This window comes from Streptomyces sp. NPDC048182, from assembly GCF_043202555.1.
In the GTDB taxonomy this organism is placed as follows: domain Bacteria; phylum Actinomycetota; class Actinomycetes; order Streptomycetales; family Streptomycetaceae; genus Streptomyces.
Window position 1 is genome coordinate 513,104 of record NZ_JBIDAQ010000003.1, and the last position, 13,508, is coordinate 526,611.

The 13,508-nt window shown below is 72.4% G+C and carries 11 protein-coding genes and 1 pseudogene; 3 read left to right on the top strand and 9 right to left on the bottom strand.

Annotated elements, in window-relative coordinates:
- Positions 1-458 precede the first annotated feature (458 nt).
- Together ACGFZL_RS08455 and ACGFZL_RS08460 are read right to left on the bottom strand one after the other, a co-directional pair.
- Positions 459-536: pseudogene (locus tag ACGFZL_RS08455) on the bottom strand (DNA-binding protein); the annotation flags it as partial.
- 61 nt (positions 537-597) lie between these two features.
- Positions 598-1,164, bottom strand: a complete 567-nt coding sequence (locus tag ACGFZL_RS08460) for a Uma2 family endonuclease (protein ID WP_393690130.1) — start codon at positions 1,162-1,164, stop codon at positions 598-600.
- Between the two features lie 112 nt (positions 1,165-1,276).
- Here ACGFZL_RS08460 and ACGFZL_RS08465 point away from each other — a divergent pair, with 112 nt between their 5' ends.
- Positions 1,277-3,304: a thioredoxin domain-containing protein gene (locus ACGFZL_RS08465; protein WP_393690131.1), complete on the top strand. Its 2,028-nt coding sequence runs from the start codon at positions 1,277-1,279 to the stop codon at positions 3,302-3,304.
- Positions 3,305-3,322: 18 nt separating this feature from the next.
- On the opposite strand, the gene ACGFZL_RS08470 is transcribed toward ACGFZL_RS08465, so the two are convergent.
- From ACGFZL_RS08470 to ACGFZL_RS08480, 3 genes are all read right to left on the bottom strand, one after another.
- Positions 3,323-4,045 (bottom strand): Mut7-C RNAse domain-containing protein, encoded by a 723-nt coding sequence (locus tag ACGFZL_RS08470; protein ID WP_393690132.1) that lies wholly within the window; start codon positions 4,043-4,045, stop codon positions 3,323-3,325.
- Between the two features lie 111 nt (positions 4,046-4,156).
- Positions 4,157-4,765: a TetR family transcriptional regulator gene (locus ACGFZL_RS08475; protein ID WP_355174451.1), complete on the bottom strand. Its 609-nt coding sequence runs from the start codon at positions 4,763-4,765 to the stop codon at positions 4,157-4,159.
- A gap of 21 nt (positions 4,766-4,786) precedes the next feature.
- Complete coding sequence (locus ACGFZL_RS08480; RefSeq protein WP_355174449.1) at positions 4,787-5,494, bottom strand: hemolysin III family protein; 708 nt, start codon at positions 5,492-5,494, stop codon at positions 4,787-4,789.
- Positions 5,495-5,784: 290 nt separating this feature from the next.
- Here ACGFZL_RS08480 and ACGFZL_RS08485 point away from each other — a divergent pair, with 290 nt between their 5' ends.
- Positions 5,785-7,605: a phosphoenolpyruvate carboxykinase (GTP) gene (locus ACGFZL_RS08485; protein ID WP_393690133.1), complete on the top strand. Its 1,821-nt coding sequence runs from the start codon at positions 5,785-5,787 to the stop codon at positions 7,603-7,605.
- 211 nt (positions 7,606-7,816) lie between these two features.
- On the opposite strand, the gene ACGFZL_RS08490 is transcribed toward ACGFZL_RS08485, so the two are convergent.
- Complete coding sequence (locus tag ACGFZL_RS08490) at positions 7,817-8,233, bottom strand: hypothetical protein (RefSeq protein WP_355174445.1); 417 nt, start codon at positions 8,231-8,233, stop codon at positions 7,817-7,819.
- Between the two features lie 48 nt (positions 8,234-8,281).
- Positions 8,282-9,493 carry a pyridoxal phosphate-dependent aminotransferase gene (locus ACGFZL_RS08495; RefSeq protein ID WP_355174443.1) on the bottom strand — a complete coding sequence of 404 codons (1,212 nt, stop codon included), beginning with the start codon at positions 9,491-9,493 and terminating at the stop codon, positions 8,282-8,284.
- Between the two features lie 219 nt (positions 9,494-9,712).
- On the opposite strand from ACGFZL_RS08495, the gene ACGFZL_RS08500 reads away from it, so the two are divergent.
- Positions 9,713-10,567 carry a serine protease gene (locus ACGFZL_RS08500; RefSeq protein ID WP_393690206.1) on the top strand — a complete coding sequence of 285 codons (855 nt, stop codon included), beginning with the start codon at positions 9,713-9,715 and terminating at the stop codon, positions 10,565-10,567.
- 7 nt (positions 10,568-10,574) lie between these two features.
- Here the strand turns inward: ACGFZL_RS08500 and ACGFZL_RS08505 are convergent, their stop codons facing one another.
- Entirely contained in the window at positions 10,575-12,185 is a 1,611-nt protein-coding gene (locus tag ACGFZL_RS08505; RefSeq protein WP_393690134.1) for an amidohydrolase family protein, read from the bottom strand.
- Positions 12,186-12,194: 9 nt separating this feature from the next.
- On the bottom strand, positions 12,195-13,508 hold the full coding sequence (locus tag ACGFZL_RS08510) for an amino acid deaminase (RefSeq protein WP_393690135.1): 1,314 nt from the start codon (positions 13,506-13,508) through the stop codon (positions 12,195-12,197).

The following is a 13,508-nucleotide window of genomic DNA, read 5'->3' on the forward strand; positions in this document are numbered from 1 at the left end:
GAGGGTGCGGGGAACGGGTGTCAAGGGTTCCGGATGGCTGAAGACCGCCTGAACACAGGCGAGCGCGACCGACCGGGCCCGGCCGCCACGCGGCGCGGCGGGTGACCGGCCCGGGCGGCAGGCTGGGACCTGCCGGGATCTTTTGATGTTTGCCATGGAGAATTACGAGTCGTCACCGAGACGCGGTGAAACCCTCGCCCCACGACCGCTGCGATCACGCCCCCGAACCGCGCTGGGCAGCCTCCAATGGCCGTCCGGGCCCACGTCGCCCGCCTCGCCGGGAGGCGTTCGGTGCACCCGGTCGCACCAGTGAACGTCTCGCCTTCCCGGGCGGTAGTGGGGGAGCCGGGCCGACGCGCACGATGCGGTCATCGGATTTTCGAGCGAGGGTCGGGAGAGGAACCGCACGCCTTGTCCGCACGGAACTTGTCCAGCCGGTACGGGGACGCCCCAAACCATCACACGTCTCTTATGACGACGCGCTCACCGCAGAGCTTCGGCCAGTCGTCGCGGTCGGAGGTCAGAACGATCACGGGGGGCTCTTGGGTTTGTCTGCCGACGTCGGCCGGCGAGGCTGCCTGCGAGGGATGTCGGCCGTCAGACGACTCCCAGGTCGACAGTGACGGGGAAGGGGACGGCGGCCTTGATCACGCCGGTGAACATCTCGCCGTCCTTGTATGCCTTGACGGCGGGGTCGAGGACGTAGGTGTGGACGATCGGGACACCGGTGGCGGCCTGCTCGACCCGCCAGTAGAAGGGGATGCCCGCCTTGGCGTACTGGTCCACCTTCACGATCCGGTCGGTGGTCTCCGAACCGGGCGACACCACCTCGACGACCAGGAGCACGTGCTCGGGGCGGGTGGGCGTGAGGTCGATGGTCTCCGCCCGGTAGACGATGACGTCCGGGCGGCGGTTGGTGAGCGGAACGTCCTGCAGGCGGACGTCGAAGTCCGTGTCGGCGTTCCAGTCCGGGCCCGCGGCGGCGTCCAGGGCATTGGCCAGGATCCGGGCCAGCCGGTTGTGCCGCTTGGAGGCGCTCGGGCTCACGACCACCATTCCGTCCACGATCTCGATGCCGGCGCACTGCTCCTCGGACCAGGAGTCGTACTGCTCGGCGGTGATCTGAGAATGCATCCAGGCGGGCGCCACCATCTCGGCGGTCATGGCGTGCCTCCTTCGAGGATCTCGGCAGTCCTTGGAGCTGCTCCGCCCAGCCTACTGACCCCCCGTGACAGGGTGCCCGATTCGGTACGGGCGCTGTGAGAGGCTGGCGCGTATGAACCGGCTGGCTGGTGTGACCTCGCCTTATCTGCTTCAGCACGCTGACAACCCCGTCGACTGGTGGCCCTGGACGCCGGAGGCGTTCGAGGAGGCGCGGCGGCGGGATGTTCCCGTGCTGCTGAGCGTCGGGTACAGCGCCTGTCACTGGTGCCATGTGATGGCCAGGGAGTCCTTCGAGGACCAGGCCACCGCCGACGTCCTCAACGCGCACTTCGTCAGCGTCAAGGTCGACCGCGAGGAGCGGCCGGATGTCGACGCCGTGTACATGGAGGCCGTGCAGGCGGCGACCGGGCAGGGCGGGTGGCCGATGACCGTCTTCCTGACGCCGGACGCCGAGCCCTTCTACTTCGGCACCTACTTCCCGCCCGAGCCCCGGCACGGCATGCCCTCCTTCCGGCAGGTGCTCCAGGGCGTCCAGCAGGCGTGGACCGAGCGGCGGGGCGAGGTCGCCGAGGTTGCCGGGAACATCGTGCGGGACCTCGCGGGGCGGGAGATCTCCTATGGCGACGCCCAGGCGCCCGGCGCGGCCGAGCTGGGGCAGGCGCTGCTCGGGCTGACCCGGGAGTACGACGCGCAGCGCGGCGGGTTCGGCGGGGCGCCGAAGTTCCCGCCCTCCATGGCGCTGGAGTTCCTGCTGCGCCACCACGCCCGCACCGGCGCCGAGGGTGCCCTGGAGATGGCACGGGACACCTGCGAGCGGATGGCCCGCGGCGGCATCTACGACCAGCTCGGCGGCGGCTTCGCCCGCTACTCCGTGGACCGCGACTGGGTCGTGCCGCACTTCGAGAAGATGCTGTACGACAACGCGCTGCTCTGCCGCGTCTACGCCCACCTGTGGCGAGCCACCGGCTCCGACCTCGCCCGGCGCGTCGCGCTGGAGACCGCCGACTTCATGATCCGCGAACTCCGCACCGCCGAGGGCGGCTTCGCCTCCGCCCTGGACGCCGACAGTGACGACGGCACCGGGCGGCACGTCGAGGGCGCCTACTACGTGTGGACGCCCGGCCAACTCGAAGAGGTGCTCGGCAAGGAGGACGCCGAGCTGGCCGCCCGCTACTTCGGCGTCACCCCCGAGGGCACCTTCGAGCACGGCGCCTCCGTGCTGCAACTCCCGCAACAGGACGCCGTGTTCGATGCCGAGCGCATCGCGTCGGTACGGGCGCGGCTGCTGGCCGCCCGGGAGGGGCGTCCGGCGCCGGGCCGGGACGACAAGGTCGTCGCCGCCTGGAACGGCCTCGCCGTCGCCGCGCTGGCCGAGACCGGCGCCTACTTCGAACGCCCCGACCTGGTCGAGGCCGCCGTCGCCGCCGCCGACCTGCTGGTCCGGCTGCACCTGGACGAGCAGGCCCACCTCACCCGCACCAGCCGCGACGGCCGGGCCGGCACCAACGCCGGCGTTCTGGAGGACTACGCCGACGTCGCCGAGGGCTTCCTCGCGCTCGCCTCGGTGACGGGGGAGGGGGTGTGGCTGGACTTCGCCGGCTTCCTCCTCGACCATGTGCTGACCCGCTTCCGCGACGCGACCGGCTCCCTCTACGACACCGCCGCCGACGCCGAGCAGCTGATCCGCCGCCCCCAGGACCCCACCGACAACGCCACCCCCTCCGGCTGGACCGCCGCCGCGAACGCCCTCCTCTCCTACGCCGCCCACACCGGCTCCGAGCCCCACCGCACCGCCGCCGAGCACGCCCTCGGCGTGGTCAAGGCCCTCGGCCCGCGCGTCCCCCGCTTCATCGGCTGGGGCCTCGCCGCCGCCGAGGCCCTGCTCGACGGGCCCCGCGAGGTCGCCGTCGTCGGCCCGGCGCCCGGCGACCCGGCCCTGCGCGGCCTGCACCGCACGGCGCTGCTCGGCACGGCCCCGGGCGCGGTCGTGGCCGCGGGGGCGGAGGGCGGCGAGGAGTTCCCGCTCCTGGTCGACCGGCCCCTGGTCGACGGCGGGGCCGCCGCCTACGTCTGCCGCCACTTCACCTGCGACGCACCCGTCACCGACCCGGAGGCGCTGCGGGCCGCGCTCGGGAGCTAGGCCGGAGCTGGGCCAGGGCTAGGTCACGTGCGCGAGGGCGCGCTCCACGATCGCCTCCAACTGCTCGTGGTGCGCGCCCTTCCAGTACGCCCGCCCGCACGAACCGCACTGCGCGAAGACGTCGTACGACCGCTGCGTGCCGCCCTCGATGCGGTCGGCGACCTGCTCCTTGGTGGCCGGCGTGAGCAGGCCGTTGCAGGCGGTGCAGCGGGTCCAGGGGCGCAGGGCGGGGCGGTACCGGTCGAGGACGCCGGTGAGCTGGTCCTCGGGGCGGGTGCTGTAGACGAAGCCGCCGGCCCACAGCTCCCGGCGCCGCAGCAGCCCCCGGTCCCGGCTGAGCAGCACGCGTCGCTCCGCTGCGGACAGGGCGGCCAGGGCGGGGTCGCCGAGGTCCGTCGACTCGTAGGCCGTGTCGACGCCGAGGAGGCGGAGGCGGCGGGCGAGGGTGCCGAGGTGTACGTCGAGGAGGAAGCGGAGGGGGGCGCCGGGCACCTCCTGGGGGTACGTGACCGAGCGTACGGTCACCGACTCGCCGCCGCTCGGTGTGTGGCTGCGGGGTGCCTCCTGGCCGTTGACCAGTAGCGTGCCGACCTCCGTGAGTGGCACGCCCAGGGACTCCACTACGTGGCCGAGTGTGGAGATGCCGTCGACGGCTGTCCGGGTCGTGCCGGTGGCGCGGGCGCGGGGCACGAAGACGTGCAGTTCCGGGGCGAAGGCGACGTCGATCGAGGGTCGTTCCACCCGGCCAGGATCGCACGATCACTCGAGTGGCCTGAGTGCGCGGGCGGGCGCAGGTGCGTCGTGGTTGCTCGCGCCCCGCGGCGGTGCCGCATATGTGACGGCCCCGCGCCCCTAGGGGGCTGGTGGCAGCCCGTGTTCCAGAACCGTCAGGGCGCGGTCGAAGAGTACGGTCAGGTCGTCCTCATGGCCCCGCTCCGCCCAGTAGCGCGCGACCTCCGTCAACCCGCCCACCAGCGACATCGACAGCACCCGCACCTCCAGGTCGTCCCGGTCCCGCCCCGTCCGCTCGGCCAGCGCGCCGGCGAGCAGACGCGCGGTCGCCGACATGCTCTCCAGCATCCGCGACCGCACCGCCGGCACCTCCGCCATCAGCCGGGTCCGCAGCCGCGCCACCTCGGGCTCCTCCGCGATCCCCGCGGCGACGGCCTTGCGCAGGACGTGCCGCAGGGACGCCCGCCAGGGCTCGCCGGCCGGGCGGGCGGCCAGCTCGGCCGCCATGACCTCGTCGTGCTCGTCGGTGACGACGATGTCTTCCTTCACCGGGAAGTACCGGAAGACGGTCGACGGCGAGACCTCCGCGCGGTCCGCGATCTGCTCGATCGTCGTGGCCTCGTAGCCCTGCTCCCGCACCAGTGCCCAGGTCGCCGTGCGGATCGCCTCGCGGGTGCGGATCTTCTTGCGCTCCCGCAGGCCGGGCCGGGAGGGTGTCGCTGCCGTCATGGGTCCATTCTCGGCCGGTGGCTAGTACGCCACCAGCGAGATCCCCACGTAGTGGGCGATGAAGGCGGCCAGCGTGAAGGAGTGGAACACCTCGTGGAAGCCGAACCAGCGCGGGGAGGGGTTGGGGCGCTTGATGCCGTAGACCACGCCGCCCGCGCTGTAGAGCACGCCGCCGACGATCACCAGGACCAGGACCGCGATGCCGCCGGCCCGCATGAACTCGGGCAGGTAGAAGACGGCGGCCCAGCCCATGGCGAGATAGCAGGGGGTGTAGAGCCAGCGCGGGGCGCCGACCCAGAAGACCCGGAAGACGATGCCGGCCAGCGCCGCCGCCCAGATCCCCCACAGCAGCCACTGCCCGTCGGCGCCGGGCAGCAGGAGCATGGTGAGCGGGGTGTAGGTGCCCGCGATGATCAGGAAGATGTTCGCGTGGTCGAGCCGGCGCAGCACGCCGTCGGCCCGCGGGCCCCAGTTGCCCCGGTGGTAGAGCGCGCTGACGCCGAAGAGCAGACAGGCCGTCAGCACGTAGATCGCGCAGGCGACGCGGGCTCTGGGGGAGTCGGCCAGGGCGGTGAGCACCAGGCCGGCGATGACCACGGCCGGGAACATCCCGGCGTGCAGCCAACCGCGCAGCGCGGGCTTGACCGGGTGGGGCAAGGAGAGCGGCACCGGGCCCCGGCCGTCGCCGGCCGGCGTGTCCCTGGGCGCGTCGGGAGCGGACGCAGTCATGTCCGCATCGTACCTACGGTCCCGTAAGTTACGCGTCAGTAGGCCGTCCTGACGGTCGGTAAGTGGCCAGCCTCTCACGCCCACCCGAGTGCCCGCGATGGCGGGATTCGAACGTGGCGAGCCTCACGCCGCTCAAGTGTGATGCCCTCTGGACAGATGGGCACTATCATCGGACGATCAAATGAGTGCGGTCGGCACCGGATGAGCGCCGTCGATGTCCGCATCGTCCTGCATCCGGGTCGCAGCCCCCACGGGGCCTCCAACACACATCCCCTCATCTAGGAGCAATCGTGGCGCGCGACATCGCGGCTCCCTCCGTCCCCACCCGGCACCAGGAGCTGATCTCGTGGGTGCACGAGATCGCCGAACTGACCCAGCCGGACGCCGTGGTCTGGTGCGACGGATCCGAGGCCGAGTACGAGCGGCTGTGCGAGGAACTGGTCGCCAAGGGCACCTTCCGCAAGCTCGACCCGGTCAAGCGCCCCCACTCCTACTACGCGGCCTCCGACCCGAGCGACGTCGCCCGCGTCGAGGACCGCACCTTCATCTGCTCCGCCAAGGAGGAGGACGCCGGGCCGACCAACCACTGGAAGGACCCCGCCGAGATGCGCGAGGTCTTCGCCGGTGAGAAGGGCGTCTTCCGCGGCTCGATGAAGGGACGCACGATGTACGTCGTCCCCTTCTGCATGGGCCCGCTCGGCTCCCCGCTCTCCGCCCTCGGCGTCGAGATCACCGACTCCGCCTACGTCGCCGTCTCCATGCGCACGATGACCCGCATGGGCCGCCCCGTCCTGGACGAACTCGGCGAGGACGGCTTCTTCGTCAAGGCCGTGCACACCCTCGGCGCCCCGCTGGAGCCGGGCCAGGAGGACGTGCCCTGGCCGTGCAACAGCACCAAGTACATCTCGCACTTCCCCGAGGACCGCGAGATCTGGTCCTACGGCTCCGGCTACGGCGGCAACGCCCTGCTCGGCAAGAAGTGCTACGCCCTGCGCATCGCCTCCGTCATGGCCCGGGACGAGGGCTGGCTCGCCGAGCACATGCTGGTGCTGAAGCTGACCCCGCCGCGCGGCGAGGCCAAGTACGTCGCCGCCGCCTTCCCCTCCGCCTGCGGCAAGACCAACCTCGCCATGCTGGAGCCGACCATCTCCGGCTGGACGGTGGAGACCATCGGCGACGACATCGCCTGGATGCGCTTCGGCGAGGACGGCCGCCTCTACGCCATCAACCCCGAGGCCGGCTTCTTCGGCGTCGCGCCCGGCACCGGCGAGCACACCAACGCCAACGCCATGAAGACCCTGTGGGGCAACTCCGTCTTCACCAATGTCGCCCTCACCGACGACAACGACGTGTGGTGGGAGGGCATGACCGAGGAGACGCCCGCCCACCTGACGGACTGGAAGGGCAACGACTGGACGCCCGAGTCCGGCACGCCCGCCGCCCACCCCAACGCCCGCTTCACCACGCCCGCCGCCCAGTGCCCGATCATCGCGCCGGAGTGGGAGGACCCCAAGGGCGTGCCGATCTCGGCCATCCTCTTCGGCGGGCGGCGCGCGACCGCTGTGCCGCTGGTGACCGAGTCCTTCGACTGGAACCACGGCGTCTTCCTCGGCGCCAACGTGGCCAGCGAGAAGACCGCCGCCGCCGAGGGCAAGGTCGGCGAGCTGCGCCGTGACCCCTTCGCCATGCTGCCGTTCTGCGGCTACAACATGGGCGACTACATGGGTCACTGGATCGACGTGGCCAAGGACAAGGACCAGGCGAAGCTGCCGAAGATCTACTACGTCAACTGGTTCCGCAAGGACGACGCGGGCCGGTTCGTCTGGCCCGGCTTCGGCGAGAACGGCCGCGTCCTGAAGTGGATCGTGGAGCGCCTGGAGGGCCGCGCGGAGGGTGTGGAGACGCCGATCGGCGTCCTGCCGACCAAGGAGTCCCTGGACACCGACGGGCTCGACCTGCCGGCGGCCGACCTGGACTTCCTGCTCAGCGTCGACAAGGAGGTGTGGCGCGAGGAGGCCGCCCTGGTCCCCGAGCACCTGAACACCTTCGGCGACCACACGCCGGCCGAGCTGTGGGACCAGTACCGCGCCCTGGTGGCCCGCCTGGGCTAGCCACAGCCCCCGAAGAGACTCCGCGGCCGGTCCGGCTAGCCCTGACCTGCATAGTCGTCACGAAGGCCGGTCGCGAGGGGGTCTCCTCCCGCCCCAGTAGCTCACCCTCAACCGGGGCGCGGGGGAGCAACCCCGTTCCGGGCCGGGACCCCGCACAACGGCGTGCGACGGTCCCGGCCCGGGCCAGTTCCAGCGGGCCGTCTCGGGAGCGTCAGTGCGCGGCCAGCTCGCGCGGCTCCAGGGCCGCGCTGTGCGCGTCCATCCGCTCGGCCGCCAGGATCGCCGCCGCCGTGTCGGCGCGGGAGGCGGCCACCACCAGCGCGCGGCCGGCCGCGGTGTGAGCGCGCCGGTGCAGGGCCGCGGCCCGGGGCCTGGGTCCCGCCGGGGTCAGCCGGGCCGGTGGCACGCCGTCGCGCAGCCGGGCCACCTGCTCGGCCAACCGCTCGGCGGCGGTGTCGAGGTCGGCGGAGGGCGCGGCGGCGCGCAGCTCGTCGGTGACGGCGAGCAGGGCCGCGAGGTGGCCGGCGAGCTGGATGTCCAGCTCCTCCTCGCGCGAGCGGTGCGGGAAGTCCGCGGGGGTGCCGGCCGGTGTGCTGTGGACCGACTTGGTGCGGATCGGTTCGTACATGGACGGCCTCCTCAACGTCTCAGGAAGCCATCCTACCTTGGATCGAGTCTAAAGTTGGCTGTAGCCGTCGAGGAAGTGGCCGATCCGGCCCACCGCGTCGTGCAGGTCGCTCGCCGAGGGGAGTGTCACGACCCGGAAGTGGTCGGGTTCCGGCCAGTTGAAGCCGGTGCCCTGCACCACCATGATCTTCTCCCGGCGGAGCAGATCCAGGACCATCTGGCGGTCGTCCTTGATCTTGAAGACCTTGGGGTCGAGGCGCGGGAAGAGGTACAGCGCGCCCTTGGGCTTCACGCAGGTCACGCCCGGGATGGCGGTCAGCGCCGCGTGCGCCGCGTCGCGCTGCTCGCGCAGCCGTCCGCCCGGCAGCACCAGCTCCTTGATGGTCTGCCGCCCGCTGAGCGCCGCGACCACGCCGTGCTGGCCCGGCATGTTGGCGCACAGCCGCATGTTGGCCAGTACGGTCAGGCCCTCGATGTAGGACTCGGCGTGCGCGCGGGGCCCTGAGATCGACATCCAGCCGACCCGGTAGCCCGCCACCCGGTACGCCTTCGACATGCCGTTGAAGGTGAGGGTGAGCAGGTCGGGGGCGATGGACGCGGTGGGGACGTGCACCGCGTCGTCGTAGAGGATCTTGTCGTAGATCTCGTCCGAGCAGACCAGCAGGTTGTGGCGGCGGGCGATGTCGGTGAGGCCGCGCAGCACCGCCTCGTCGTAGACCGCGCCGGTCGGGTTGTTCGGGTTGATGATCACGATCGCCTTGGTGCGGTCGGTGACCTTGCGCTCGATGTCCGCCAGGTCCGGCATCCAGTCGGCCTGCTCGTCGCAGCGGTAGTGCACGGCGGTGCCGCCGGAGAGCGAGACGGCGGCCGTCCAGAGCGGGTAGTCGGGCGCCGGTACGAGGACCTCGTCGCCGTCGTCGAGCAGGCCCTGCATCGCCATGACGATCAGCTCGGAGACGCCGTTGCCGATGAAGACGTGCTCGACGTCCGTCTCGATGCCGAGGGTCTGGTTGTGCATGACGACCGCGCGGCGGGCGGCCAGCAGGCCCTTGGCGTCGCCGTAGCCGTGTGCCGTGGAGACGTTGCGGAGGATGTCCTCCAGGATCTCCGGCGGGCACTCGAAGCCGAACGCGGCCGGATTGCCGGTGTTCAGCTTGAGGATGCGGTGACCGGCCGCTTCCAGCCGCATCGCCTCCTCGAGCACCGGGCCCCGGATCTCGTAACAGACGTTGGCGAGCTTCGTCGACTGGATCACCTGCATGCCGCGAGCTTACGGGCCGTCGGTGCGGCGTGCGCCGTGTCATCCGCCACGTGGGACGCGGGGCCGCGTGGGGCCGGGGGGCCGTTCACTCGCACGTGTGACGGGAGGCGTCGCGCGTCCGTTTCCCGCCGTTTCCGGTCCTCGCGTTGTCGTGTCCTTGTCGGGTGGGTCCCGCATCCGAACAATGTGCATGACAATCCGTCCATGAGGGGACCCCACATGAACAAGCCTCTCCTTGCCGCGCTCGCGATCCTGGCCACAGCCGGGACGGGCCTGGCACCCGCGGTCGCGGCACCCACGGCGACCGCACCCACGGCGACCGCACCCGCCCCCGCCGTGCGGGCCGTCACCTTCGCCGGCACCGTCTCGCTCAGCAACTGCTCCGGCTCCGTCGTCCGCCTCCCCGCTTCCGAGGACGACGACCCGGCGCTGGTGATGTCCAACGGCCACTGCCTGGAGACCGGCTTCCCGGCGGCCGGGCAGGTCATCACGGACCGCGCCTCCAGCCGCACCTTCGGCCTGCTCAACTCCGCCGGCACCAAGGTCGGCACCCTGCGCGCCAGCAAGATCGCCTACGCGACGATGACCGACACGGACGTCTCGCTCTACCAGCTCACGACGACGTACGGCCAGATCCGCAGCACCTACGGCATCAACGCGCTCACCCTCAACGCCACCCACCCTGTGGCCGGCACCGCGATCACCGTCGTCTCCGGCTACTGGAAGCGGACCTACGCCTGCAACGTCGACGGCTTCGTCTACCGGCTGAAGGAGGGCCAGTGGACCTGGAAGGACTCGGTCCGCTACACCTCCGCCTGCCAGACCATCGGCGGCACCTCCGGCTCGCCGGTCCTGGACACCGCCACCGGCCGGGTCGTCGCCGTCAACAACACCGGCAACGAGGACGGCGGGCGCTGCACCGACAACAACCCCTGCGAGGTCGACCAGAACGGCCGGGTGACCGTCCGCCAGGGCATCAACTACGCCCAGGAGACCTACCAGATCCCGGCCTGCTTCGGCCTGGACAGCAAGCTCGACCTCAGCAAGTCGGGCTGCGTGCTCCCGAAGCCCTGAGAGCTGATCAGCGCGGGGTGCGCCGCACCGAGCGCCCCGCGAGGACGTCCGTGCGCCGCCCGTCCTCGATGACGAACCGCCCGTCCACCAGGACGTGCGGGATGCCGGCCGGCAGGCGGCGCGGGGCGTCGTAGGTGCTGCCGGCCGCGACGGTCGCCGGGTCGAAGAGCACCAGGTCGGCCCGGTGGCCCTCGCGCACCAGGCCCCGGTCCGGCAGGCGCAGCCGGGCCGCCGGGCGCCCGGTGAGGTGGGCGACGCACTCCTCCAGGGACAGCACGCCCAGCTCGCGCACGTAGTGGCCCAGGTAGTGCGGGAAGGTGCCGTACGCGCGCGGGTGCGGCTTGCCGCCCTGGAGGATGCCGTCCGAGCCGCCGGTGTGGGCGCGGTGCCGCATGATCGCGCGGACGTTCTCCTCGTGCCCCACGTGCTGGAGGATCGTCGGCGCGAGGCGGTCGGTGAGCAGCAGGCGGCGGGCGACCGTCCAGGGCGTCTCGCCGCGCAGCCGGGCCGCGTCCAGGACGGTGTGGCCGACGTACTCGGCGAGGGACGGGTCGGTGACGCCGGAGACCTCGATCGTCTCCCACTCCACCGGCACCCCGTGGCAGCCGTCGGAGCCGGTCACCTCCAGGTCGTGCCGGATGCGCTCGGCGCTCTCGTCGTCCGCGAGGCGTCCGAGCACCGCCTCCGGGCCGCCCTCGCTCGCCCAGCTCGGCAGCAGGGCGACCAGGGTCGTGCAGCCGGGGGTGTAGGGGTAGGTGTCGAGGGTGATGTCGGCGCCGGCGGCGAGGGCCCCGTCCAGGAGGGTCAGCAGCTCGGGGGCGCGGCCCTCGTTGACGCCGAAGTTCATGGTGGCGTGCGCCAGGTGCAGCGGGCAGCCCGCCTCCCGGGTCAGCGTCACCATCTCCTCGTACGCCTGGAGCGCGCCCGCCCCGTACGAGCGGTGGTGCGGGCAGTAGTAGCCGCCGTACTCGGCCACCACCCGGCACAGCTCGGTCAGCTCGGCGTCCTCGGCGTACATGCCCGGCGTGTACGTCAGCCCCGACGACATGCCGACTGCCCCCTGCGCCATGCCCTCGGCCACCAGGGCGCGCATCCGCGCCAGCTCGGCCGGGGTGGCCGCGCGGTCCTCCCAGCCCATGACGAGCGCGCGGACCGTGCCCTGCGGGATCAGGTAGGCGGCGTTGACCGCGATGCCCCGGTCGAGCCGGTCCAGGTACCCGCCGACCGAGCGCCAGTCGAAGTCGATGTCGTCGCCGGGCCCGTTCCAGCCGGTGATGGCGCGGCGGACCTCGGCGAGGGTGCGGTCGTCCACGGGGGCGTAGGAGAGCCCGTCCTGGCCGAGCACCTCCAGGGTGACGCCCTGCGCGGCCTTCGCGCTGTGGTCGGGGTCCCGCAGCAGGGCCAGGTCGCTGTGGGCGTGCATGTCGATGAAGCCGGGGGCGAGGGCGAGGCCCTCGGCGTCCAGCGCGCGGCGGGCGGTGGGCCGCTGGCAGCCGGCCGCCGCCGCCTCCCGCACGATGGACGTGATGCGGCCGCCGTCGACCACCACGTCCGCCCGGTAGGACGGGCCGCCGGAGCCGTCGACGACCTCCGCGTCCCGGATGACCAGCTCTGCCACGGCCGCCTCCTAGAAGAACGTGCGGATGTAGTCGACCACCGTGCCGTCCGCCTCGGCCACCGGGATGAGCTGCCACTTGTCGAAGGACGTGCACGGGTGGGAGAGGCCCAGCCCGATCCAGTCGCCGACCGCCAGCTCCGCGCCGGGCGCGGTGCGCAGCCAGGCGTGCTGGTCGGACAGGGCGGTCACCTCGACGCCCTCGGCCGGGCGCTCGGGGCCGCCGTCGGCGGGCCGGACCACCTGGGCGAAGGGCAGGTGCAGGTCGTACGCCGCGTCCCGCTTGCCCGCGTTGGCGAATCCCTGCTCGGGGGTGGGGCGGGAGACGACCTGCGTCCACAGGCGGAAGGCGGGCTCCAGGGCGCCCTCCTCGGGGACCCGGTTGAAGGGGGTCAGCTCGCGGTAGTGACCGTCGTCGTGGGACACGTAGGCGCCCGAGCGCAGGAGCTTCAGGACCGGCGCGGAGAGCGCGGGGACCTCCGCGAAGACCTCGGCGACCGCGTCGAACCAGGCGCTGCCGCCCGCGCTCAGCACGATCTCGTCCAGGCCCGCGAACCGGCCCGCCGCGTCGAACTCCCCGGCCAGCGCGACAAGCCGGCGCAGCCAGGCCCGGACCCGCTCCGGGTCGGCGTCCGGGACCTCGCCCTCGTAGCCGGCCACGCCGGCCAGGCGCAGGGTGCCGGTCGCGGCCACCGCGTCGGCGACGGCCGCGCACTCGGCCTCGGTGCGCACGCCGGTGCGGGCGCCCTCGCCGGCGGCCAGCTCGACCACGACGTCCAGGGGGCGGGTCGCCCCGGCGTCCGTCAGGGCCGCGTCCATCAGCTGCACGCCGGTGACGGAGTCGACGTAGCAGACGAAGCGGAAGTCCGGGTCGGCGTCCAGCTGGGCGGCGGTCCAGCGCAGGGCGGCCGGGTCGAGCAGCTCGTTGGCGAGGAAGACGCGCTGGACGCCGAAGGCGCGGGCGACGCGGACCTGGTGGGGGAGGGCCAGGGTGATGCCCCAAGCGCCGTGCTCCAGCTGGCGGTGGAAGAGCTGGGGGGCCATGGAGGTCTTGCCGTGCGGCGCGAAGGCGAGGCCGTGCCGGGCGGAGTACGTCTCCATCAGCGCGAGGTTGTGCTCCAGGCGCTCGGCGGACAGGGCCAGCACGGGGGTGGTGAACCCGCCGGTGAAGAGGTTGCGGCGCTGGCCGGCCAGCTCGGCGACGGTCAGGCCCTCGGCGTCCGGGGGGAGGCCCTTGAAGCGGTGGTCGACGTGCTCCTCGGCGAGACGGGTGAGGGCGGCGTCGGCGCCGGTGCCCGTGTCGCTGATGCCGGTGGCGTGGGCCAT